Here is a 23,218-nt window from a genome sequence, read left to right on the forward strand (position 1 = left end):
CGCTGAACAGGCCCACTCGTAGAAATTCTGAGCAGCTCAGTCGATGACGGCGGCTTCCTTGCGTTCGGTGATCGGTCTGGCCAGTTCTTGCTCGTCGCAGACGCGTTGCAGCTTCTCCAGCGTCTCGTCCAGGCCCGCTCCGACCTTGCGGCCGGGCGTGAAGGTGGCCGGCAGCTTACGCATGCCCTGAATGACACCGATGGTTTCATAGTGGACCGTGCCCTCTGGATCGCACTGATAGTCGGGCATCCGGTCGAGCACCGCGGTCAGCATCGATTTGAACACGGTGCGTGCCACGTTCGAGCCGATGCAGCGGTGAACACCCAGCCCGAAGCTGAAGTGCCGGTTGCCCTTACGGTCGAGGACGATCTGGTCCGGGTCGTGGAACACCGAGGGGTCGCGGTTGGCCATCGCCCACGAAATCCAGAGTCGCTCACCCTCTTTGAACTGCGTGCCGTCGAGCTCGGTGTCGTCGGCAAAGGTCCGGCCGTCGCCGGGCGCCGGGGTGAAGTAGCGCAGGAACTCCTCGGTCGCGGGGTCGAGCAGGGTCTTGCGCTCGTTGCTGAGCAGCTGTCGTTGCTCCGGGTGTTCCGAAAGCCATTCCAGCGAATGGGCGGTCAGGGCGGTCGTGGTGTCGAAGCCACCACCGATGACCAGGCCCAGGTTCCCGAGGATTTCCAGTTCCGGGGCGGGCTCGCCGTCGATGCGCATCTCGAGTAGGCCGTTCACGATTCCCGGCCGCGGGTTTGCGCGGATCTCGATCATGTTGTTGACCATGTCGAGCCCCATCTCGCGGTGCATCGCGGTGACGTGCTCGATGTCGGGGGAGTGCTCGGGCGTGTACACCGCGGCGTGCACCGGCTCGCTGTACATGTTCCACTTCTTCAGCGGGATGCCCAGCATCGCCAGTGTGAAGACCGCGGGCACGATGTTGGCCAGGTCGTCGACGAAGTCGATGCGGCCACTCTCGATCTTCTCGTCGAGGCAGGCGCGTGTCACGTCGTCGATGAACGGTTCCCAGCGCTTGATCGCCGCCGGTGACAGATACGGGTTGAGCACCGTTCGATAGGTGCGGTGCTCGGGGTCGTCCATCTCAAGGATCCCGCCGCGCACCGCGCTGACCCGGCTGGCCGTGGGGATCGAGATGCCTTTGTAGCCGCGGCGTTCGCCGTGAATGTCGTGATCGTTGGAGACTGCGGGGCAGCGGGCCAGCTCGAAGACCTCGTGGCTGCCGGCCGCAACCCAATGCCCGCCGTAGGTTTCCGTCCACGCCATCGGGCACTTGGCGTGCATCTCCTCGGTGATCGCCTTGAACTTCGACCGGTATTCCGAGGAGTGCCGGTCGAAGTGGTACCGATTCTTCTTGCGGTCGCTGTCATTGACGACGTCGTCGACACTCAACGCTGTAGTCTCCCTACGTGTTTCGATAGCTAAGGACCGTGCCGGCTCAGGCGTCGTCGGTGATTATGATGGCCTGCTCCGGACAGGACTGCGCGGCTTCACGCACCTGGTCCTCGCGATCGGCGGGCACCACCTCGTCGATCGCCGACGAACTGCCGTCAATGTCGCTGAGCTGGAACGATTCCGGGGCGATCATCGCGCACAGGGTGTGGCCCTGGCACCGTTCTGAATCCACCGAGACCTTCACGGGCTTTCTCCTCTCACACTGGTTGCCGGGTTGACGAATCGCCACCGCTCAGGTGTTTCGACCGCCGTTGACGCCCAAGATCTGACCGGTGATGTAGCCGGCTTCCTCGGAGACCAGAAACGCGCACGCCGCCGCGATGTCCTCGGGGGTGCCCATCCGGCGTACCGGGGTTCGCGCGATGGTCTCGTCGATGTCGCCGAGGAATCCGTTCTTCTCGGCCGCGCGCAGCATCGGGGTGTCGATGAAGCCCGGCGGTACCGCGTTGACCGTGATGCCCTTGGGCCCGTACTCGAGTGCGAGCGACTTCGTCAGGCCGTTGACCGCCGACTTGGCCGCCACGTAGTGACTCATATAGGGAGCACCCGAATGCGTGCTCGACGACGAGATGTTGACGATGCGGCCCCACCCAGCCTCGACCATGTCGGGCAGCACCGCCTGGACGGTATGGAAGACGCCGTTGAGGTTGACGTCGATTACGCGGTGCCAGTCCTCAAAACTGATGTTGTTGAACTTTTTGAACCCATCGAGCCCGGCGGCGTTGACCAGGACGGTCACCGGTCCGAGTTGGGCGCGGACGGCCGACAGCGCGGCGTCGACTTGCGACCGGTCGGTGACGTCGGCGGTGAAAGCGAAGTCGGCGTCCGAAGGCCGCAGGTCGATAGAGGCGACGTTCAAACCGTCGGCGCGCAGGCGTTGCGCGACGGCGAGACCGATGCCGGACCCGCCACCGGTGACTACCGCAGTCTTCATGTTGAGGCCTCTGCTCCGAAGGGGGCCATTTCAGTCACAAAGAATCTCCCTTACAATTATGAGAACCTTACTCTCCGCGCGAACCGCCGTGCAACATGCGCACAACACCGCGTCCGGCCTGCGCGGAGAGGCCCAGGCCGACAGCGTACGGCCAGTTGAAGCCCTGGTCAGCACGTCGATCTTATTCCTGAGACTTTCTTGAATTATCGAAAGTCGAATGTAAGATTCGCCGGGGAAGAGAATGAAATTATCGTGATCGCCACCACATCAGGGGGTACGGAATGCCTGCCCAGGACACGGCAGAGCCCGCCACTGGGACAGCAGTGACCATCGCATTAGCCGTCTCAGTGAAAGGAGCCGGCGCATGAGGCCGCTCGAAGGCATCCGCGTCCTTGAAGTCGCCATGTACGGGTTCGTTCCGTCGGCGGGTGCCGTGCTCGCCGAATGGGGCGCCGACGTGGTCAAGGTCGAGCACGCGGTGACCGGTGATCCCCAGCGCGGGCTGCGGCAGACCGGGATGCTGCGCGTTGAAGGCGATCCCAACCCCAACATCGAGCACGCCAACCGCGGCAAGCGCAGCATCGGGCTGGACATGTCGGTGCCCGAGGGCAAGGAAGTGCTCTACGAGCTGGCCCGTCGCGCCGATGTCTTCCTTACCAGCTTCCTGCCCGACCACCGGCGGAAGTTCGGCATCGACGTCGACGACATCCGGGCGATCAATCCCAAGATCGTCTACGCGCGCGGGAGCGCGCTCGGCCCGCGCGGCGAAGAGTCCACCAAGGGCGGCTACGACATGACCGCCTTCTGGTGCCGGGCCGGAACCGCCGCCACCATTACCCCCGCCGGCATGCCGGGCATGATCGCGCCGCCGGGACCGGCGTACGGCGACACCATCTCGGGTACCAACCTCGCCGGTGGCATCGCGGCGGCGCTGCTCAAGCGTGAGCGCACCGGCGAACCGTCCGTCGTCGACGTCTCGCTGCTGGGCAGCGGCCTGTGGTCGCTGGGCCACACGGTCGCACTGACAAGGCATCTGAACCAGCGGCTGGAATCGCCGCCGCCGGGCGTGCACGGCGCCCCCAACAATCCGCTGGTGGGGCTGTACACGACGTCCGACGGCCGCTATATCTCCTTTGTGATGATGCAGCCCACCAAGTTCTGGGCCGACGTGTGCCGCCACGTCGACCTGCCGGAGCTGGCCGATGACCCGCGGTTCGACACGGTGGAGAACATCGCCGCCAACACCGCCGATGCGGTGGAGTTGCTGACCAAGGCCATCGCCACCCGGACCCTGACCGAGTGGAGCGAGCGCTTCGCCACGCTCTCCGGCCCGTGGGCTCCCGTGCAGGACACCTTGCAGGCGGCCGACGACGCGCAGATCCGCTCGAACGAGTACATGGTCAAGGCGGGCGAACTCGAGCTGGTGGCCAACCCGGTACAGTTCGACGTCGCAGCGCCACAGACCGGGCCGGCCCCCGGATTCGCAGAGCAGACCGATGAGATCTTGATGGAGCTCGGCCTCGATTGGGACCGGATCATCGAACTCAAGACGGCCGGCGCCGTCACCTAGGACTGGAGCAGCACTGACATGCTTGAGCCGACCGCCGCTTCCGTTGGGACGCAGCTACCTTGCGCCCTCGCACCGGCCGCGAGATGCGCGATAACGGTTATGCATTTTTTGCTCCGCCTGGACTCGGCATGAGTCATAATCGCCGGACGCTTCAAGACGTGGAGCCCCTCGTTTTGCGGCGCCATTTCACGCGACGGAACGGAGGTCTGTGGTGAGCGGACTCGCAGCTGTCGCATCGCGGACGGACGCCCGAACATGGCTGCCCGCTGAGCATTTCGCCCTCGTCAGCGCGCCTTTGCGGCTGTCAATTATGCCGAATGTACCGCACTCGTTGCGCCACAACAAGACTGTCGGTCTCGTAGCTTGGGAAGGGGCTGCCGCCGATGGCAACCAAGGGAGCTGACCACTGGTCGGCGGGACTGCCCGCGCTCAAGCTCAAGTTCGACTTCACGGGGCCGATGCATGCCGTCGGCGCCCTTTTCGCCATGTCGGCCGACGCGGTCAGGTTCGTGTTCCGCCGTCCTTTCCAGTGGCGGGAGTTCTTGGAGCAGTCGTGGTTTGTCGCGCGGGTGTCGCTGGCTCCTACCTTGTTGGTGGCGATCCCGTTTACCGTCCTGGTCAGCTTCACGCTCAACATCCTTTTGCGCGAACTGGGTGCGGCGGATCTATCCGGTGCGGGTGCCGCGTTCGGAGCGGTCACCCAGCTCGGTCCGCTGGTCACGGTTTTGATCGTGGCGGGCGCCGGTGCTACCGCAATGTGTGCGGACTTGGGGGCGCGAACGATTCGCGAAGAGATCGACGCGATGGAGGTGCTGGGCATCAACCCGATCCAGCGGTTGGTCACACCACGCATGCTGGCTTCCGGGTTGGTCGCCTTTCTGCTCAACAGCCTCGTCGTCATCATCGGCGTCCTTGGCGGCTACGTCTTTTCGGTGTTTGTGCAGGACGTCAATCCCGGTGCCTTCGCCGCGGGCATCACGTTGCTCACCGGCGTGCCCGAGGTGGTCATTTCCTGCGTCAAGGCGGCCCTCTTCGGTCTCATCGCGGGCTTGGTCGCCTGTTATCGGGGTCTGTCGATCACCGGCGGGGGCGCGAAGGCCGTCGGCAACGCGGTGAACGAAACCGTGGTTTACGCCTTCATGTCCCTGTTCGTCGTCAACGTGGTGGTCACCGCGATCGGCATCAAGATGACGGCGAAGTAGGGCAGCTATGGCGCTGAGGGCCGCGTATCCGCGATTAACCCGCCAACTCGAGAGGCCGGTCGCCCTGATGGGGCGGATCGGCGACCACACCATGTTCTACGGCAAGGCGCTCGCCGGGGTGCCCTTCGCGGCCACCCACTACACGCGGGAAGTCGTTCGGCTGATCGCCGAGATCAGCATGGGCGCGGGCACTTTGGCGATGATCGGCGGAACCGTGGTGATCGTCGGCTTTTTGACGCTGGCGGCGGGCGGCACGCTGGCCATTCAGGGTTACACCTCGCTGGGCAACATCGGCATCGAGGCGCTGACGGGCTTTCTGTCCGCGTTCATCAACGTGCGTATCGCGGCACCGGTGGTCGCCGGGATCGGTCTGGCGGCCACTTTCGGCGCCGGCGTGACCGCTCAGCTGGGTGCCATGCGGATCAACGAAGAAGTCGATGCCTTGGAGAGCATGGCCATTCGGCCGGTTGCCTACTTGGTGAGCACCAGGATTCTGGCCGGAATGATGGCTATCACGCCGTTGTACGCCATCGCCGTCATCCTGTCGTTCGTGGCCAGTCAGTTCACCACTACGTTCTTGCTCGGCCAGTCGCAGGGTTTGTACCAGCACTACTTCAACACGTTCCTGAATCCGATCGACTTGTTGTGGTCGTTCCTGCAGGCCATCCTGATGGCGCTTACCATCCTGCTGATCCATACCTACTACGGCTATTTCGCTTCGGGTGGGCCGGCCGGTGTCGGCAACGCGACCGGCAACGCGGTGCGCACCTCGCTCATCGTCGTGGTGTCCGTGACGCTGTTGGTCTCGCTTTCTATTTACGGTACGAACGGCAACTTCAACCTGTCCGGTTAGCAGAGGAGGTGAAACAGCAATGACGCAGAATGTTCCAGCGGGTCGCGGTGCGGTCGCGGGCCGTCCTGCGCGCACCGGCCATGCGCGGCCGCCCGCCGGACGTAATTACCTGCCGCCCTTGCTCGGACTGGCCACCGTCCTCATCATTGGTCTGATCTTCGCCGTGGCGGTGGGTCTGTTTCAGGGCTCCTTCACCGAAACCGTTCCGGTAACGGTGATTTCGCAGCGCGCCGGCCTGGTCATGAACCCGGACGCCAAGGTCAAGCTGCGCGGCGTGCAGGTGGGCAAGGTCTCCTCGATCGAGTCGCTGCCCAACGGCCAAGCGGCCATTCATTTGGCGATGGATCCGTCGCAGTTGCACTTCATCCCCGGCAACGTGCTCGTCAACATCGCGTCGTCGACGGTCTTCGGCGCGAAGTCCGTCGAGCTGGTGCCACCCGACCAGCCCTCGGCCCAGCGGCTACACAGCGGCCAGACGCTGCAGGGCCAGCACGTCATGGTCGAAATCAACACGGTATTCCAGCAATTGGTGTCGGTTCTGAGTCATATCGACCCGCCCAAGCTCAACGAGTCGCTGGGTGCGCTGGCACAGGCGTTCAGCGGGCGGGGCCCACAGCTTGGCCAGTCGCTGAGCGACCTGGATTCGTTCCTGGCCAGGCTGGAGCCGAGCCTCCCCGCATTCAAGCATGACCTCGCGGTTTTACCGGCGGTGTCCAACGCCTATGCCGACGCGGCACCCGACCTGGTGAAGACCGCCGCCAACGCGACCCGGATCAGCAAGACACTTGTCGATGAGCAGCACAACCTGGATGCGTTGCTGATCAGCGCGATCGGCTTGGCCGACATCGGCAACGAGGTCTTGTCGACGAATCGCCAACCGCTGACGAACGTGTTGCATCTGTTGGTGCCGACGACCGATCTGACCAACGAGTACGGCCCGGCGCTCACCTGTGCTTTCGGCGGATTGATTCAGATAACGCACGGTGCGCCGTTGTCGGAACCGAGCATCAATATCTCGGCGAGCCTCACGTGGGGCGCCGAACGCTACCGGTATCCGACGAACCTGCCGAAGGTCGCGGCGACGGGCGGCCCGCAGTGCGTGGGTCTGCCGAAGCTGCCGTTCAATACGAGCCCACCGCAGTTGATTGCCGATACCGGCGCGAACCCCGTGAACTTCGGGAACCCGCAGCTGTTGATCAACTCCGATCTCCTCAAACAGCTGTTGTACGGGCCGATTGCGGGGCCGCCACGCAACTCCGCTCAGATCGGAGAACCCGGATGAGAACGCGCGCCACGCTGATCAAGTTCGGCATCTTCGCGGTCGTGATGGCGATGCTGACCGCCTTCCTGTTCTTCATCTTCGGCCAGTACCGAACGGGTGCGACGACCAAGTATTCGGCGGTGTTCACCGACGTGTCGCGTCTCAAGAAAGGCCAGTCGGTGCGGGTCGCCGGCATCCGGGTGGGCACGGTCAATGGTGTTTCGCTGCAGCCGGACAAGAAGGTCGTGGTGAACTTCGACGCCGACCGCAACGTCGTCCTCACCGAGGGCAGCAGGGCGGCGGTCCGCTACCTCAACCTGGTGGGCGATCGCTACCTTGAACTCGTCGACGGTCCGGGCTCGCCCAAGCGGCTGCCGGCCGGCGGTCAGATTCCGGTCAGCCGCACCGCGCCGGCGCTTGACCTCGATCTGCTGCTCGGCGGGCTGAAACCCGTTACCCAAGGGCTGAATGCGCGCGATGTCAACGAGCTGACCTCTGGGTTGTTGCAGGTCTTTCAGGGCCAGGGCGGGACGCTCGAGTCGCTGTTCTCCAGGACGACCTCGTTTTCAAATGCCTTGGCCGACAATGACCAGACCGTGCAGCAACTGATCGACAACCTGAACATCGTGATCGGCACGGTTGCCAAGGACGGCAAACAGTTCTCCGGCGCGATCGATCGCCTCGAGCAGCTCGTCAGTGGCCTGTCGGGCGACCGCGACACAATCGGATCCGCCATTGACGCCCTGGACAAGGGAACCGCCTCGCTGGCGGATCTGCTGGCGCAGGCCCGCCCGCCGCTGTCCGGCACCATAGCTCAGCTGAATCGGCTGGCGCCGATACTCGATGGCGACAAGGACCGCCTCGACGCCGCACTCCAGAAGGCGCCCAGAAACTACCGCAAGCTGGTCCGACTCGGCGTGAACGGCGCCACCATCCCTTACTACCTCTGCCAGTTCGGGCTCCGCGGCACGGATCTCTCGGGTAAGACGGTGCGCGCCAATATCTTCAGGTCAGATGCAGGAAGGTGCACGGAACCCTAATGCTCAAGTATCGCGGAGCTGGGCTCGTCAAGCCCGGGATCATCGGCGTCGCCCTGGCGGTGATGGTCATCCTGGTGGGCCTGTCGCCCGACCGATTCATCTCGTGGGCGACGATGGTTCGCTACCAGGCGGTGTTCACCGAAGCCGGCGGTCTTGCCACGGGCAACCCCGTTGTCGTGTCGGGGATGAAGGTCGGCACCGTGTCGGATGTGAAGCTGAGCCACGGCGATGCGCTGGTGACGTTCGCGATGAAGGGCAACATCCTGCTCGGCTCGGAGACTTCCGCGCACATCCGCACCGGCACGCTGCTGGGCGAGCGGATGTTGACGGTGGAGTCCGCCGGCAGCGGCACGATGCATCCGATGGCCCTGATACCCGTCTCGCGCACGTCTTCGCCTTACTCGCTGACGGAAGCTGTCAGTGACCTGACGTCGGACACCGCCGGCACCAACACCACGGCGCTGAATCAGTCATTGGACACGCTGGCGGCGACGCTCGACCAGATCGCACCACAGATGGGGCCGGCCTTCGACGCGCTCACCCGGCTGTCGCGAACGCTCAACAGTCGCAACAAGAACCTGGGCGAGTTGTTCAAGAGTGCCGGCGATGTCACCGGGATACTTTCCGAACGCAGCATGCAGGTCAACAAGCTCATCCTCAACTCCGATTCTCTGCTGCAAGTGCTGGTCGAACGCCGGCAAGAGGTCGTGGACCTGCTGGCCAACACGTCGGTGGTGGCCAAGCAGCTGACGGCGTTAGTGCACGACAACGAAAGCACGTTGGCGCCGACGCTGGAGCGGCTGAATCGGGTTCTTGGGGTGCTGGAGAAGAACCGCGACAACATCGGCAAAGCACTGCCGGGTCTCGCCAAATTCCAGATCACGGTCGGTGAGGCCATCTCCGGCATGTACGCCTACCAGGCGTTCGCCCCGAACTTCCTTGTCCCGCAACTCTTCCAGGAGTTGGTCGACTACCTCTGGGGATTCCGCACCTTCGATACGTCTAAGGGCCCCGGCTTCCCGTCGCCGGTACCTCGGGCGCTGACCCCCTGGCCGTACAACTTGATTCCCCAGTGCCCCGGCTGCACGTTGGGCGGACGGATCGGAGGATCGCAATGACCTCCCGGATTCCGCGCAAGCGGCTGACTGCCCTGACGGCGGTCGTCCTGGTCGGACTGATCGTTGCCGGCGCCGCCATGGTCGTCCGTAACACGTTCTTCGGGCCACGGACGATTACCGCCTATTTCACCACCGCCACCGCGATCTATCCCCATGACGAGGTGCGGGTATCGGGTGTCAAAGTCGGCAGCATCAAATCCATTCAACCGCAGGGCACACAGGCCAAGATGGTCTTCAAGGTCGACCGCGACGTGCCCATTCCGGCGGACGCGAAGGCGGTTATCGTCGCCCCGAATCTGGTGGCCGCCCGCTACGTCCAGCTCTCACCGGCCTATCGCGACAGTGGGCCGGTCATGCGCGACGGGGCAGTCATTCCGGTTGAGCGCACCGCGGTGCCGGTCGAGTGGGACGAGGTCAAAACTCAGTTGATGCGGCTGGCAACGGATTTGGGACCCAAGAGTGGGGTATCGGGCACGTCGGTGGGCCGGTTCATCGACAGCGCCGCCAACGCGCTCGACGGCAACGGCGACAAGCTGCGGCAAACACTCGGTCAATTGTCAGGCGTGGGCCGGATCCTCGCCAACGGCAGCGGCAACATCGTCGACATCATCAAAAACCTGCAGACCTTCGTCGGCGCCCTGCGCGATAGCAACGTGCAGATCGAGCAGTTCAACGGTCGCCTGGCTACGCTCACCAGCGTCGTCAATGACAGCAAATCCGATCTGGACGCGGCACTGACCGATCTGTCGACGGCGGTCGGCGAGGTGCAGCGATTCATCGCCGAGACTCGCAACCAGACCAGCGAGCAGATCGCCCGGCTGGCCGATGTCACGCAGAACCTGGTCGATCACCACATGGCCCTGGAAAACATTCTGCACGGCGCGCCGAACGCGTTCGGCAACTTCTTCAACGACTACAACGCCGACACCGGAACCATCGTGGGCGGATTCGGGCTGATGAATATGGCGAATCCCACCTGGGGCGGCCAGGTTCTGCTGTCCACTCCAGGCTGCACGCAAATCGGCGCCATCGAGAACATCACCGCGGTCGAATCGGGCAAGCTGTGCTCCCTGTTCCTCGGACCCGGATTGCGCCAGACCAGCTACAACAACTCGCCGATTCCCATCAACCCGTTCATCGCCAAGTCGATTGACCCGAGCAGGGTTCTCTACACCGAACCGCGCCTGGCGCCCGGCGGCGAGGGCCCGAAACCCGCAGCACCCGAGATCCCGCCCGCTGTGTCGGCCTACACCGGCCTGCCGGGGGATCCGGTCGGGCCGCCGGGGGCGGTGCCGCCGGAGCGGATACCGGGCGCGGCGATGCCGCTGCCGCCGCCACCGTCGACACCGGTGCCGCCACCACCGGCGCCCACCGTGTCGGGCATGCTGCTGCCAGACGAAGGGCCACAACAATGAGCGCGCGGGTTGCGGCTAAGCGGGTATTCGCCACCGGCTGTTGCGTAATGGTGACGGCGACGGGATGCGCATTCCACGGCCTGAATTCGCTACCGCTGCCCGGTGCGGTCGGACGTGGGCCGGGGGCCAACATCTACCACGTCGAACTCCCGAATGTCGGTACGATGGAGTCGAATTCGCCGGTAATGGTCGACGACGTCGTCGTCGGCAGTGTCGGTGCGATGAGGGTGCAAGGCTGGCACGCCGACGTCGAGATCTCAGTCAAGCGCGATGTGGTGGTCCCGGCCAACGTGGTAGCCACCGTCGGTCAGACCAGCCTGCTGGGCTCCATGCACGTGGAACTCAATACTCCGGTGGGCCAGCAAGGAAGCGGACGGCTGCAACCGGGCGCCACCATCCCGCTCAGCCGGTCGTCGGCCTACCCGTCGACCGAGCAGACGCTGTCGTCGTTGGGCGCGGTGGTCAACGGCGGTGGACTAGGACAGATCGGGGAGGTCATTCACAATTTCTCGGCCGCCCTGTCCGGCCGCGAGGGTGCGGTGCGTGATCTGATCACCCGCCTGGACACGTTCGTGGGGACACTGGACGACCAGCGGGATAACCTCGTCGCCTCGATCCAGGCGCTGAACCGGCTTGCCGGCACATTCGCCGACCAACGCGACGTCATCACCGATGCACTGCGCAAGATACCGCCGGCGCTCGAGGTGTTGGTGAAGGAGCGGCCGCGTCTGACGGCCGCCCTGGACCATCTTCGCGTGTTCAGCAACACCGCCACCCGGCTGGTCAACGACTCCCAGGCCGACCTGGTCGCGAACCTCAAAAACCTGGAGCCGACCATCAAGGCGCTCGCCGACGTCGGACCGGAGTTCGGCGCGGCCTTTGCGTCTGCGACCGTGTTCCCGTTCACCCAGAACTTCGTCGACCGAGCGGTCCGCGGCGACTTCTTCAACCTGCATTTCGACTTCGACCTGACGATTCCACGGCTCAAGAAGGGGTTGCTGCTGGGAACCCACTGGGGGCAGCTGGATATGCCCGTGCCACCGGTGCCCGGGGACCCGTACCGCTTGAATTACACCCTCGATCCGCTGCACAACCCGCTGAGGCCACCGTGGGTCGATCCCAACGCGTTGCCGCTGCCCCCACCACCGCCGGGTGCGGTGCCCGGACCTTCGTCGGCTTACGGCCCGCTACCGGGTCCGCCGCCGAACGCGGCCCCGCTGCCTGGTCCTCCGTCGGGTGCGGCCCCGGTGCCTGACGCGGGTCTTGGTCAATCGCCGGTGCCCGCAGAGGCGCCTGGAACGGGAGCGGGTGGATAGATGCTGACGCGCTTCGTTCGGATACAGCTGGCGGTCTTCGCGATCGCCGGCATCATCGGCGTGATCGCGATGGTCCTCTTCTACATTCAAGCGCCGACCCTGCTGGGCATCGGCCGGATGACGGTGACGCTGGAGCTGCCGGCCACCGGCGGCCTGTACCGGTTTTCCAACGTGACCTACCGTGGGGTTCAGCTCGGCAAGGTCACCTCGGTGGGGTTGACACCGACCGGCGCGAAAGCGACGCTGTCGCTTAGCACTTCACCCAAGGTCCCCGCGGACCTGACAGCGGAGGTGCTCAGTGTCTCCGCGGTGGGTGAACAGTACGTGGACCTGCGGCCCAAAACCAATTCGCCGCCCTACCTGCACGACGGCTCGGTTATCGCCGTGCGCGACACCACAATTCCGCAGCCGGTTGGCCCAATGCTCGAGCAGGTCAATGCCTTGGTCCAAAGCATCCCGAAGACCAAACTCGGCCAATTGCTCGACGAGTCCTTCCAGGGCTTCAACGGCACCGGTTACGACCTGGGGTCACTGATCGATTCCTCGAAGACGCTGTCCCGCGACGCCAACGGTGTCGTCGATCGCACCCGAGCCCTCACCGAAGACACCGGGCCGCTGCTGGATACCCAGGCACGCACCACCGATTCGATCAGAACATGGGCACACAGCTTCGCCGGCATCTCGGATACGTTGGTGAACAACGATTCTCACTTCCGCACCATCCTGGAAAAGGGTCCCGACGCTGCGAACGAAGCATCCCGGCTTCTCGAACAAATCAAACCGACGCTGCCGGTGCTGCTTGCCAACCTGACCACCATCGGGCAGATCGGCGTCACCTACCACCCTTCGATCGAGCAGCTACTGGTGTTGCTGCCGTCGGGGGTTGCTATCGAGCAGGCAGCTCAGGGTGAAAACCATCCCGACGGTAGGGCTTACGGCGACTTCGCAGCCACGGTCGACGATCCGCCTATCTGCACGGTCGGCTTCATGCCACCCAACACCTGGCGATCCCCGGACGACCTCACCGACATCGACACACCGGACGGGTTGTATTGCAAACTCCCGCAGGATTCACCGATCGCGGTTCGCGGTGCCCGCAACTACCCCTGCATGGGTCACCCGGGTAAGCGCGCGCCGACCGTCGAAATCTGCAACAGCGACAAGCCGTTCATGCCGCTGGCGATGCGCCAGCACACCACCGGTCCCTATCCGCTGGATCCGAATCTGCTAGCGCAGGGTGTCCCGCCCGATGACCGGGTCACCACGAATGACAGGATCTTCGGCCCGGTCGAGGGAACGCCGCTGCCGCCCGGGGCGGTGCCGCGCGGCGCCCCTGCGGGGCCGCGGGGAGAAAATCCGCCACCGGGCACGGTGGGAGCCGCCGTTCCGCCGGTGCCGTCGTCGGGACCAGCGCTGGCGCCGATGTCGAGAATGTCGGCTGACCTTCCGCCCATCGCGCCACTCGATGTCCCTGCGGCGGGCGAACTTCCCCCGCCGCCCGCCGCGCCGCCAGCACTGCCTTTAGCCCAGCTCGTTCCTCCCAACCCCGCACCGGCCGACCCCGCACCGGCCGACCCGCCCGGCGGCGGCCCCCAGGCCGCGCCAAGCTCGTTCGGAGCCAACGCATCTAAGCCCGCGCCCTCGGTCGTGGTGGCGAAGTACGATCCGCGCACCGGTCGTTACGTCGGTCCGGACGGAAAGCTGTATCAGCAGTCGGATCTGGTCGCTCCGAAAGCGCCCAAAACATGGAAGGACATGCTTCCCACCTGAATTCGCCCTGAGACCAAGCGGCCCCGGGGCGGGGCAATGACGCTACGACCGCCCGGTCAGGAGAGCTGGTCCAGGCGCAACGGCATCGCGATATCAAGCCACTGGTTTTGCCCGCAGGCGCCGCTTGGACCGACCGTCTTGTCCTTGCCCGAGAGGACCCGCGACCCGACTTGGTATCCACCATTGTCGTTCACCGGGTAGAAAAAGAATTGCTGCTGCCCGGGGAACGCGGTACCGTCCTCGCACCGCTCCCAGTTCGGCACTTCGCGTCTCACCTTCCACATCTCCCCGTCCTCCATGAACAGGGGTGCGCTCCATCCCTGGTCGCTCGTCACCGTGCCATGGCATTCCTGGGTCGTGTCGCACGTCGAGTTGATGGTCCATACTTGGTAAACCGTCGGTTCGCCGAAGTACTGATCATTTCTCTGGGCATAATCGCCGATGGATGTGGCGCGGAAAGTCCCGTTGAGCGCCACGTCTTCTTTGGTTATTGCCTGGGCTGTCGATGCAGTGCACAAACCGCCGAATGCGGTGGCAGCCACCAGCATTGCGGTGGTGAGTGTTTTGACTGAACGCATCAGGTGCTCCTCGAAGCGCGTAATCCGAGAGTGCCTATGGCATCTTTTCGCCGTCGGTTGCGGCATTCTCGAGCGATGACGTTACACCGCTTCGGCCCGCCAGTTAACGGTTAGGACAAGATCTGTCGCGCTCATCCGGACGGGTCGAATTTCGCGATCAGCCAGGAACCGTTGACTTTTGCCAGCGTGACCAGGACGCTGCTGCGGGTGATCTCGGGATCCTTCTTCTGCACGCTTTTCGTGGTCTGGTCGACGAAAACCAGCACGACGGCCGAATCGGGATGCAATTCCGAGACCGCGGCCCGAATCACCTTGGCGGACGCCGTCAGTTGTCCCTTCTGCGCCGTCGGCGCGACGATATCGTCGCTGAATTTGCTGTAATAGGCCAGCAGGTCGCCGGTGAGATGTGATTTCGCATTGTTGAAATCGCGGTTCAAATGGTCGTAGGAATACGACAACACCGCCACGGCGCCATCTGATGCCGCCTGGGTCGCCCGGTGCGCCGCCGCGTCGCCGACCTGCTGATCCGGCCGGTACAGGATGAAGTACACGCCCGCAGCGACTCCGACGGCGGCAATAACCAACGTGGTCGCGACGATCGAACGCCACCTTGCCAAATACCGGCGGGCCCGGCGCCCAATCGACGCCAGCCTGCGCACGCGTGCAGGTCCCTCGCCAGGGGGCGCCGGTCCGTCCTCGTCGGCGGGTGAAGTCTGGGCGCCGTCAATCGCCTTATCGGTGTCGTCCGGCGGCGAGCCATGTTCGACAGTCATGGCAGGAAATCAATCTTCGACATCTTGAGCTGGCCACCGTCGCGGTTCATATTGACGCTGAGCCGAAACAGGGCCGGTGGCGGTTTGGCGTTATCCGGCCCGATGGGATCGGTTTTCGCCGCCACAAGCACGACTCCCGAGTTGTCGCTGAACGACTGGACGGCGACGGCTTCGACGGTGACTTTGGTGCCGACCTTCGTCTCCTCGGCCTTGCTGACCATCAGGGGCGACAGCACGGATAGCTGGTCCTTTTGGTCGCCCGTCGAGGCATCGATCGAGCGCTGGACATCCTCCTTGGCATGAGCGGGGTCAATTGACATGAAAGCCGTGATCCCTTGCCGGGCGGCTGCACTGAACTCCGCGGCGAGTTGGCGATTGTGCACCGCGATGTGGTGCTGCCACAGCATGTAGCCGGTCGCGGCAAGGGAGGCCGAGAAGAGCACGATGCCGACGCCGGCCGCTACTGTTCTCCGCTTCGGACGCCGCAGCCAACGTGGCCGTCCCGGACGCCGGAGCCGTAGTCGCGTCCGGGTGGGCTTCGCGGGGGGCCGCTCGACATCCTGTGCGTCGTCGTCCGCGCCCACGGTTTCGGCTGCCCCGCGCAGCTTCAAGAGTCGTTGCCGAGCCGCCGCGGCGCGCGCTTCGGCCTTGGCAACTTCGTCTTCTGGGTCTGCTTCCGACGCGGCCGCTACGTCGCCGCCGTCGGCGCCTGCGCTTGACTGTGGTTCGCCGGGATCGGTCATATCCCTCGGGTCACCACAATCGTCGGCGTCGGGCCCCTCCGGATCGTGCACGGAGAAGCAGCTTATCACTCCGACCTGGCCTCAACGCCGGCGTCGAAAGGCTGCCGTCATGGCCCTCACATGCGGAAATGCTCGCCCCCCGGGAACGGGGCGAAGCGGCGTTCGGAATGGCGGGCCGCCGACCACCGTTCGGCCCGGCTGATCTTCTCCAACCAGGAGAATTTTCTTTTCAGGTGTGGCAGAGTAATCGGGTGCGATCAATCGTGGCTCTGGTTGCCGCGTTTCTCGGCGCCGGGGTGGTGGCGGCGCCGCCAGCCTCGGCTGGGCCTTCTGTCTGCGACTACCCCGCCTGCACCCCGGGGATCATGCCCCATCAGGTTCTGGGTGCGCCGTGTGACAACACCACCTACTACGCCTTCGGTGTAGCCGACGGATACGTTTCCTTCGCCTCGGAGCCCGGACGGCTGATGTTCTGCGGCTCGCCGAGGCGATACCAGCCGCGATGGTTCCGCTCACCGCCGATGGCGGGCGTCAAGGAAGAAAACGCCGACTGCCAGAACTACTTGAACTATGTGGCGCAGGCGCCCGATGGCTTGTTCCTGATCTGCATTGCCCACGACGGCATCTCGAGCTGGGTCCGCGCCGACACGTAGCAGTCACTCGGGGGTTGCCCGAGGCAGACCGAGCAGGCGCCGGCTCAAATCGGTCACCCGATCGAGCAGTGTGTCGTCGTCGATGTCGGCAACCAGCGGATGCATGACCGCGGTGCTCAGCGCCCCGGAGAACATGGCGGCCTCGATCCGCCCGTCCAGGCCCGCATCGCTCAACAACACCCGGTATAGACGGTCCATGAAAAGTTGAAAGGGCTTGTGCTCGGCCAGCAACCGGACGACGACCGGGTCGAACTGCAGCGTGCGCACCAACCGGCGATCGCGAACGGCCATCTCAACCACACGCACCAGCAACGCATCCCGTGCCGCAGGACCGTCGTCGTAGGCTTCGGCCTCCTCGAGGGCCGGCTCGAGCCGGCCGAGTTCGCGCTCGGTTACGGCGATGACGATCTGCTCTTTGGTCCGGAATTGGTGATAGACAGCGGCTTTCGTGATCCCGACGGCATCGGCGATCATCTGCAGCGACGTACCGCTGACACCGTGTGTGGCGATGAGATCCAGCGCGGCATCGAGCACCCGCATCCGGGCCGGGCTGTGCTCGATGAGCCAGAATTGCTCATCGGTGACCGGCTGGCGTGCTGTTCCCACGCACCGAGACTAGACGACGCTATTGACCGTGGCTAGCCGATCGGCTAGCTTCGCTCTCTAGCCGAGTTTCGGCGGTCATTTCGCGCGGGAGGGAGTACCGATGTCCGACGGCGGCGGAAACGATGCAGGCGGTAGCCAAACTGCGCGAACCGTCTCGCGGCGGACCGATGGAGAGCTGATCCTGCTCTGGACATTGCCGGCGGCGCTGATGCTGTGGATCGCCGCCTTCTTCCTGTTTCCCGGATTCAACCCGCCGATGTCACCCACCATGCCGGCGGAGCAGGTGGCCGCGTTCTACCGCGATCCGGGGCATATTCCCCAGATCCGCTACAGCATGATCCTGTTCAACTGGTTCGGTGTGTGCCTGGTGCCGATCCTGGCCCTGATTGCGCTCCAGATCCGGAGGATGGCACACCGGACGCCGATCTTCTCGTACGCGATGTTGGCTTGCGCGGCCGGCGGTCCGACGCTGTTTCTCGTCGCAAATGTCTGCTGGCTGCTGGCCGCATTTCGCCCGGAGCGCAGTCCCGAACTGACTCAGCTGCTCAACGATTTCGGCTGGATCACCTTCACCGTCCTGGTCCCCTATCTGATCGGGCAGAGCGTGATCCTTGCTGTGGCAATATATTCCGATGATCAGCCGCGCCCGGTTTTCGCTCATTGGGTAGCTCACTTCAACCTTCTCGTCGCCGCCGCGTTGGTGCCCGCGACCTTTGTCGGAGCGTCACTAACCGGTCCGCTGGCGTGGGACGGCTTCTTATCGTTCTGGGTGAAGAACGTTGCCATTGCTATCTGGATCATCGTGATGGGCGTGGTCCTGGCACAAGCCGTCTATCGCGAGCGTGCTGAAAAACACGGCCGCTCAGATGAATTGATCACCGCATGAGCGCGGTGATCACACCGTCGACCGCCCCGGCCACGCCGCCTTCAGGGCCGCTCCATCGCCGGATCGCCTGGCACGCACGCCACAATCCCAAGCGCGAACTCTGGTTGGCGTGGTGGGCGATGCTGATCTTCTACAACGCTTTCTTCCCGGTGTTCTTCATCGTGGCCCAAGTTCAGCCCCCGCCGGAGCCCACCTGGGACCTCGCGACACAGGTTCACTGGTTTTCCGAGCGTCACCTCGGCATACCCGTCGGCTTCGGGGTCATCTTCGCCATCAGCGGCATGACCGCGGTTAACAATGCCCTCATCGCGTATTCCATGCGGCGCATGTCGGTCAGCCGCGCGTTCGGCTATTCGTATCTCGTCATCTACTCGCTCGCCGCGGTTCCCGGCATGCTGCTGCTCAACATCGCCCTGATCGTCGGCACGATGCGGCCCGACCGCGATCCCCAGGTGATCGGATGGCTTTATGACTTCGCCTTCCTGTCATTCGACGGGACCATGGGAGTGTTCCTGATCGGTTCGCTGATCTGGATGGTGGCGATCCTGCTCGACAAGAATCGGGTATTCCCGAAGTGGTTCGGCTATCTCAACCTGTGCAACGCGCTGACCGAGGTCGTCGTGGCGCCCTGCTGGATCTTCCGGCGTGGCGTGTTCGCATGGGACGGCGAGATCGCGTGGTGGCTGGACATGGTCGTGTTCGGCATCTACCAAGTCACCTTCATCGTCATGCTGTTCCAGATGATCCGCCGCGAAGACTTCGGGACCGGGGAGCTGCCGGCTCTGCCGCGCAAGAAGGCGGTTGCGCAGTGACCGACCTAGCCGACAAGCGCGGACGCGTCAGGGCCGTGCCGGGCCAGCCCGACATGTGGGCCTTCGTATTGTTCGAGACCCTGGTATTCACAGGCTATTTCGGCTTCTACCTGTTCTCGCGGGGCCGCAATCCCGAGCTTTTCCTGCACTCGCAGGCCCACCTCGACCTGCGCGTCGGGGTCTTCAACACCTTGGTCCTGTTGCTGAGCTCATGGTCGGTGGCGCGGTGTGTTCAGTCGGCCCGCGCCGGCGCCTATGGGGCGGCTCTGCGGGATGTCTTCATCACGGCGGGGTTCGCCGTGGTGTTCTTGTTTTTCAAGGTGTTCGAGTGGGCCCGGTTGGTGCAGGCCGGAAACGGCATAGAGCACAACGACTTCTTCATGTTCTATTTCTTCCTCACCGGGATCCACTTCGTCCACCTGCTGATCGGCTTCGTCGTCCTCGGCGTCGTCGTCTACCAACTCCGTAGTCCGGCCCGGCGCTCCCAGGAAATCATCGAAACCGGCGCAACCTATTGGCACACCGTCGATTTCCTGTGGGTGCTCATCTTTGCGCTGCTCTACGTGGTGAGGTGATCGAGATCAGATTCAACAAGAGATTGCTGTTCGTCTGGACGATCTTGGCCGCGCTGACGCTGGCTTACCTGTGGATAGACCGCGCCGCCGACGGGGCGCTGGAATCCAGCGCTGTGGTCACCTCGAGCGTCATCGTCATCGCACTGGTCAAGGTGCGCATCATCTTTCGCGAGTTCATGGAGGTGCGAGACGCCCCGGTCCTGCTGTGCCGACTCACCGACGCGTGGGTGGCGTTGATCGCCGTCGCCTTGCTCGGCTGTTACTTCGTCGGGATGCAGGTCCGGTAGCGCCCGCGAGCGAGAAGCCCTAAGCCACCGGCGCGATCGCGTCCGCGGTGGTGAACGTCAGGTGCAGTTCGCTCAGGCCGCGCAGGATGTACGTCGGCTCGTAGGTGTAGCGACGCTCGGCGGCCGGCCCGTGATGGGTTTCGTTGATCTCGATGTGCGGCATCCGGTCCAGGATCCGCTCGATCGAGACACGGCCTTCGACGCGGGCGAGCGGGCCGCCGGGGCAGGAGTGTACGCCGCGGGCGAACGCCATGTGTTCGCGGACGTTCTTGCGGCGCAGGTCGAACTCGTGCGGGTTCTCGAACCGGCGGGGGTCCCGGTTGGCCGCGCCCGGCAGGATCATCACCACTGTGCCCGCGGGGATGTCGACACCACCGATGGTGGTCGCCTTGCGGGCCAGCCGCGAGTCGCTCTTGACGGGGCTGTCCATCCGTAGCGATTCCTCGATGAACCCGGGAATAAGGCTGCGGTCGTCACGCAACTCTTGCTGGATATCGGGCCGGTCGCCCAGAACCTGCAGAGCGGCGCTGAGCAGCTTCGCCGTCGTCTCCTGTCCGGCGGCGAAAAGGAACGTCGCCGAGCGGACGACCTCGATCACCGGGGGTGTCGAGCCGTCCGGGTACTTCGCTTCCGCCAGGAACGTCAGCACGTCGCCGCGGGGCTCGCGGCGACGATCCTCGATGTAGTTACAGAACTTGTCGTCGAGCCACTCGAGCGGGTTGATGCCCACCGACTCGTGGTCCAGGGCGCCCACACGTGCCTCGGGGCGATCGGCGCCCAAGACCTTACGGAACTCCTTGTGGTCCTCTTCCGGCACGCCGAGCAGGTCGGCGATCACCAAGGTGGCGAACGGCTTTGAGTACTCGGCGATGAACTCGCACTCGCCGTTGTGCAGGAACTCGTCGAGCTGACGATCGGCGAGGCGCCACATGAACTCCTCGTTCTGCTTCAGCCGGCTCGGGGTCAGCAGCTTGGCGAGCACCGATCGGGCCTTGGTGTGGTCCGGCGGATCCATGGTGACCATGTGTTCGTTCATCGGAAAGGAGCTGCGGTGCGCATCGATCTGGGGGCTGATGTCGTCGCCTTCGGGCGTGAACGGTAACGGCGGGAAGGGCCCACCAAGGGCGACGATGTTGGAGAAGGTATCCGGGTCCTTATAGATCTCGCAGGCTTCGTCGTAGCCGGTGACGGCGACGACGCCGTAGTGCGGCAGCCGCAGCACCGGGTTTTGACTGCGCAGGTAGTCGAAGTACGGGTGCGGATCTGGGACCAGTGACGGATCGGTGAAGAAGTCGATCGAGTCGAAGGTGCTCATCGGATTTGCGTCTCCCTGGGCTGGGTTTACCGGTGGTGTTCGGCGGCACATCGCTACCGCCGCCCGATTTCGAGATCGAAATTGTGCTGAGCACCTGCTTAGCATGGCGGTAATGTCAGGGTCAAGGTCGAGGGCGCCGCGCCACGATACGATCCGTGTGGTCGGCACGGGATGGCACACAGTACGGAGCAGGGACATGACATCGGCCCGCAGAATCGGGGCGCCGGACGCGAAAAATCGCGTCTTGTTGCTCGATGCCGCCGAACAGCTGATGCTCGAAGAGGGCTATGCCGCGGTGACGTCGCGGCGGCTGGCGAACAAGGCCGGGCTGAAGCCTCAACTGGTGCACTACTACTTCCGCACCATGGAGGAGCTGTTCCTGGAAGTCTTTCGACGCCGGGCCGAAGAGGCGCTCGAGGCGCACGCGCGAATGCTGCAGTTGCCGCAGCCGCTGTGGGCGCTGTGGCGCTTCGGCACCGATCCCGCGTTCACGCGGATTTCCATGGAATTCATGGCACTGGCCAATCACCGTAAGGACATGCGGGCCGAAATCGCTTACTACGCAGAGCGTTTTCGTGAAGAGCAGCGCCAAGCGGTGGCGACGGCGCTGGAGCGCTACGGCTCCAGGATTCAAGACGAGGGCCAGGACATCGAGATCGCTCCGGTGGTGTGGACGGTGCTGATGAGCAGCCTGTCGCGCTTCCTGGTGCTCGAGCAGGCGATCGGTATGTCCGCCGGCCATGCCGAGACGGTGGAGCTGGTGGAGAACTACTTGCGCCGCCTGGAAGGCGAACCGCAGCCGATCGAGGGCGTGCCGGAGACCTGGCTGGTTCACCAGTTCCGCAGCGAGCAGAGCACACCTTTGGGGCCGTCCTTGGATACGACGACGGCGCCGTCTACCGCCAGATCGCAGTGAAGCCCCGGCGTGCCGGGCTCGGTGCCCGTGCTCGCCACGACCATCGCGTAATGCTCGGGATCCGTCATGTCCAGATCGAAGCCCCACGGCTTGCCCGGGGCAAGGTCGATGTCGACGTGCGGTGTGAACGAGTAGGGGTTGTGGCTGTAGTCGGAAAATTTTGCCGGCTGATGGTCCAGGTAATAGATGCTGGTGTAGATCGGATTCTGCGCGGTGACGGTGTATCTGACGTGATGCATGACCGGATCGTCGGCGTGTGCCCGTCCGCTTCCCACCAGCAGACCCGCTGCTGCCAAGAGAGAAGCCAACGACACGATTGAGCTGACGCCCATCACTGTCTTCATCGTGGTCATGACGCTCCTCCGGCTGCCGGGCGCGGTTTGGCGTTGCGGTTCATCACCCGTTCTGCGGCCTGCCAGTGCGGGTCGGCAACCCATAACCGTGCGAAGGATGCTATCGCCTCCTCCGGGGAAACTCCGCGGATTACCCGCTTTATCTCGGTCGCCGGCCGGCGTGCCAGCGAGCGTGCGACGGCTCGCCACCCCTGGTCGGGCGAGTCGAACACGCCGCGGGGCACGACCTGATCCACCAAGCCGATGCGTTCGGCGTCGACCGCGGTCAGGGCGGTTCCCGAGCCGGCCAACAGCAGCGCCCTGCTCTTGCCGACCAGCGCGGCGAGCCGCTCGGCCCCGCCCCAGGCCGGCATGATCTCGAGCTGCACCTGGTTGAAGGCGATCTTGATGTCGTCGGCGGCCACTCGGATGTCGGCGGCGACGGCGACCTCGGCCCCACCGCCGAACGCGTGGCCGTTGAGCGCGGCGATGACGGGAGCGGGGAAATCCGCCAGCTGATCACAGATGGACCGCATCCGCCGGGCCATGGCCGCGGCGTCCTCCTCGGTCCGCAGCGCGCTCAATTCCTTGAGGTCGCCGCCGGAGACGAACGCCTTGTCCCCGGCACCCTTGATCACCAGCGCCTGCGCGCCGGCCGCAGCATCAAGCGCCTTCTCCAGCTGGTCCATGGTGTCCAGACCGATGGCGTTGCGCGCGTGTGGGCGGTCGATGGTGACCACCGCCAACCCGTCGTCGATCTCCAGGTCCACCATGTGAGTAATCGCTCCCCGACTGAAAC

Annotated in this window: 25 protein-coding genes; 15 read left to right on the plus strand and 10 right to left on the minus strand. The window is 64.4% G+C overall.

Annotation, left to right across the window (positions count from 1 at the left end; translation table 11 throughout):
* Positions 1 to 36: 36 nt before the first annotated feature.
* The 3 genes from A5708_RS24265 to A5708_RS24275 are packed head-to-tail and all read right to left on the minus strand — an operon-like array spanning position 37 to position 2,398.
* A complete protein-coding gene (locus tag A5708_RS24265; protein ID WP_065031050.1) occupies positions 37 to 1,401 on the minus strand; it encodes a cytochrome P450 in 1,365 nt (454 codons plus the stop codon).
* A gap of 46 nt (positions 1,402 to 1,447) precedes the next feature.
* Positions 1,448 to 1,648 (minus strand): ferredoxin, encoded by a 201-nt coding sequence (locus A5708_RS24270; RefSeq protein WP_065031051.1) that lies wholly within the window; start codon positions 1,646 to 1,648, stop codon positions 1,448 to 1,450.
* Positions 1,649 to 1,696: 48 nt separating this feature from the next.
* Positions 1,697 to 2,398 carry an SDR family NAD(P)-dependent oxidoreductase gene (locus tag A5708_RS24275; RefSeq protein ID WP_065031052.1) on the minus strand — a complete coding sequence of 234 codons (702 nt, stop codon included), beginning with the start codon at positions 2,396 to 2,398 and terminating at the stop codon, positions 1,697 to 1,699.
* Positions 2,399 to 2,762: 364 nt separating this feature from the next.
* On the opposite strand from A5708_RS24275, the gene A5708_RS24280 reads away from it, so the two are divergent.
* From A5708_RS24280 to A5708_RS24320, 9 genes are all read left to right on the plus strand, one after another.
* Entirely contained in the window at positions 2,763 to 3,968 is a 1,206-nt protein-coding gene (locus A5708_RS24280) for a CaiB/BaiF CoA transferase family protein (RefSeq protein WP_065031053.1), read from the plus strand.
* 383 nt (positions 3,969 to 4,351) lie between these two features.
* Entirely contained in the window at positions 4,352 to 5,170 is an 819-nt protein-coding gene (locus A5708_RS24285) for an MlaE family ABC transporter permease (protein WP_065031054.1), read from the plus strand.
* A gap of 7 nt (positions 5,171 to 5,177) precedes the next feature.
* Positions 5,178 to 6,023 carry an ABC transporter permease gene (locus A5708_RS24290; protein WP_065031055.1) on the plus strand — a complete coding sequence of 282 codons (846 nt, stop codon included), beginning with the start codon at positions 5,178 to 5,180 and terminating at the stop codon, positions 6,021 to 6,023.
* A 19-nt stretch (positions 6,024 to 6,042) separates the two neighbouring features.
* On the plus strand, positions 6,043 to 7,305 hold the full coding sequence (locus A5708_RS24295) for an MCE family protein (protein ID WP_065031056.1): 1,263 nt from the start codon (positions 6,043 to 6,045) through the stop codon (positions 7,303 to 7,305).
* The gene (locus A5708_RS24300; protein WP_065031057.1) at positions 7,302 to 8,324 is read left to right on the plus strand and encodes an MCE family protein; all 1,023 of its coding nucleotides are present in this window, start codon (positions 7,302 to 7,304) and stop codon (positions 8,322 to 8,324) included. The genes A5708_RS24295 and A5708_RS24300 overlap by 4 nt, the downstream gene beginning before the upstream one ends.
* Complete coding sequence (locus tag A5708_RS24305) at positions 8,324 to 9,442, plus strand: MCE family protein (RefSeq protein WP_065031058.1); 1,119 nt, start codon at positions 8,324 to 8,326, stop codon at positions 9,440 to 9,442. Before A5708_RS24300 ends, A5708_RS24305 begins: the two co-directional genes overlap by 1 nt.
* The gene (locus tag A5708_RS24310) at positions 9,439 to 10,857 is read left to right on the plus strand and encodes an MCE family protein (RefSeq protein WP_065031059.1); all 1,419 of its coding nucleotides are present in this window, start codon (positions 9,439 to 9,441) and stop codon (positions 10,855 to 10,857) included. Before A5708_RS24305 ends, A5708_RS24310 begins: the two co-directional genes overlap by 4 nt.
* The gene (locus A5708_RS24315) at positions 10,854 to 12,173 is read left to right on the plus strand and encodes an MCE family protein (RefSeq protein ID WP_065031060.1); all 1,320 of its coding nucleotides are present in this window, start codon (positions 10,854 to 10,856) and stop codon (positions 12,171 to 12,173) included. Before A5708_RS24310 ends, A5708_RS24315 begins: the two co-directional genes overlap by 4 nt.
* Positions 12,174 to 13,943: an MCE family protein gene (locus A5708_RS24320; protein WP_065031061.1), complete on the plus strand. Its 1,770-nt coding sequence runs from the start codon at positions 12,174 to 12,176 to the stop codon at positions 13,941 to 13,943.
* 56 nt (positions 13,944 to 13,999) lie between these two features.
* On the opposite strand, the gene A5708_RS24325 is transcribed toward A5708_RS24320, so the two are convergent.
* From A5708_RS24325 to A5708_RS24335, 3 genes are all read right to left on the minus strand, one after another.
* Positions 14,000 to 14,521 carry a hypothetical protein gene (locus A5708_RS24325; RefSeq protein ID WP_065031062.1) on the minus strand — a complete coding sequence of 174 codons (522 nt, stop codon included), beginning with the start codon at positions 14,519 to 14,521 and terminating at the stop codon, positions 14,000 to 14,002.
* Positions 14,522 to 14,652: 131 nt separating this feature from the next.
* Entirely contained in the window at positions 14,653 to 15,294 is a 642-nt protein-coding gene (locus tag A5708_RS24330; RefSeq protein ID WP_065031063.1) for a hypothetical protein, read from the minus strand.
* Positions 15,291 to 16,088, minus strand: coding sequence for a hypothetical protein (locus tag A5708_RS24335; protein ID WP_065031064.1), 798 nt, complete (start codon positions 16,086 to 16,088; stop codon positions 15,291 to 15,293). The genes A5708_RS24330 and A5708_RS24335 overlap by 4 nt, the downstream gene beginning before the upstream one ends.
* Positions 16,089 to 16,300: 212 nt before the next feature.
* Here A5708_RS24335 and A5708_RS24340 point away from each other — a divergent pair, with 212 nt between their 5' ends.
* Positions 16,301 to 16,690 (plus strand): hypothetical protein, encoded by a 390-nt coding sequence (locus A5708_RS24340; protein WP_065031065.1) that lies wholly within the window; start codon positions 16,301 to 16,303, stop codon positions 16,688 to 16,690.
* Between the two features lie 3 nt (positions 16,691 to 16,693).
* Here A5708_RS24340 and A5708_RS24345 read toward each other — a convergent pair whose 3' ends face one another.
* On the minus strand, positions 16,694 to 17,296 hold the full coding sequence (locus A5708_RS24345) for a TetR/AcrR family transcriptional regulator (RefSeq protein WP_065031066.1): 603 nt from the start codon (positions 17,294 to 17,296) through the stop codon (positions 16,694 to 16,696).
* Positions 17,297 to 17,396: 100 nt separating this feature from the next.
* Here A5708_RS24345 and A5708_RS24350 point away from each other — a divergent pair, with 100 nt between their 5' ends.
* From A5708_RS24350 to A5708_RS24365, 4 genes are read left to right on the plus strand one after another with little or no spacing between them, the layout of a single operon-like run.
* The gene (locus A5708_RS24350; protein WP_065031067.1) at positions 17,397 to 18,182 is read left to right on the plus strand and encodes a hypothetical protein; all 786 of its coding nucleotides are present in this window, start codon (positions 17,397 to 17,399) and stop codon (positions 18,180 to 18,182) included.
* Positions 18,179 to 18,994, plus strand: a complete 816-nt coding sequence (locus A5708_RS24355; protein WP_065031068.1) for a hypothetical protein — start codon at positions 18,179 to 18,181, stop codon at positions 18,992 to 18,994. Before A5708_RS24350 ends, A5708_RS24355 begins: the two co-directional genes overlap by 4 nt.
* Positions 18,991 to 19,569 carry a cytochrome c oxidase subunit 3 family protein gene (locus A5708_RS24360; RefSeq protein WP_065031069.1) on the plus strand — a complete coding sequence of 193 codons (579 nt, stop codon included), beginning with the start codon at positions 18,991 to 18,993 and terminating at the stop codon, positions 19,567 to 19,569. The genes A5708_RS24355 and A5708_RS24360 overlap by 4 nt, the downstream gene beginning before the upstream one ends.
* Positions 19,569 to 19,856 carry a cytochrome C oxidase subunit IV family protein gene (locus tag A5708_RS24365; protein ID WP_065031100.1) on the plus strand — a complete coding sequence of 96 codons (288 nt, stop codon included), beginning with the start codon at positions 19,569 to 19,571 and terminating at the stop codon, positions 19,854 to 19,856. Before A5708_RS24360 ends, A5708_RS24365 begins: the two co-directional genes overlap by 1 nt.
* A 19-nt stretch (positions 19,857 to 19,875) precedes the next feature.
* Here A5708_RS24365 and A5708_RS24370 read toward each other — a convergent pair whose 3' ends face one another.
* Entirely contained in the window at positions 19,876 to 21,171 is a 1,296-nt protein-coding gene (locus tag A5708_RS24370) for a cytochrome P450 (RefSeq protein ID WP_065031070.1), read from the minus strand.
* Positions 21,172 to 21,367: 196 nt separating this feature from the next.
* Between A5708_RS24370 and A5708_RS24375 the strand changes: the two genes are divergently transcribed.
* On the plus strand, positions 21,368 to 22,087 hold the full coding sequence (locus tag A5708_RS24375) for a TetR/AcrR family transcriptional regulator (RefSeq protein WP_064951161.1): 720 nt from the start codon (positions 21,368 to 21,370) through the stop codon (positions 22,085 to 22,087).
* On the opposite strand, the gene A5708_RS26520 is transcribed toward A5708_RS24375, so the two are convergent.
* Positions 22,003 to 22,368 (minus strand): hypothetical protein, encoded by a 366-nt coding sequence (locus A5708_RS26520; RefSeq protein ID WP_081293079.1) that lies wholly within the window; start codon positions 22,366 to 22,368, stop codon positions 22,003 to 22,005. The genes A5708_RS24375 and A5708_RS26520 overlap by 85 nt on opposite strands.
* A gap of 68 nt (positions 22,369 to 22,436) precedes the next feature.
* Complete coding sequence (locus A5708_RS24380; protein WP_065031071.1) at positions 22,437 to 23,192, minus strand: enoyl-CoA hydratase/isomerase family protein; 756 nt, start codon at positions 23,190 to 23,192, stop codon at positions 22,437 to 22,439.
* Between the last annotated feature and the right edge of the window lie 26 nt (positions 23,193 to 23,218).

It is taken from the genome of Mycobacterium colombiense (assembly GCF_001672755.1).
Lineage (GTDB): Bacteria > Actinomycetota > Actinomycetes > Mycobacteriales > Mycobacteriaceae > Mycobacterium > Mycobacterium colombiense_C.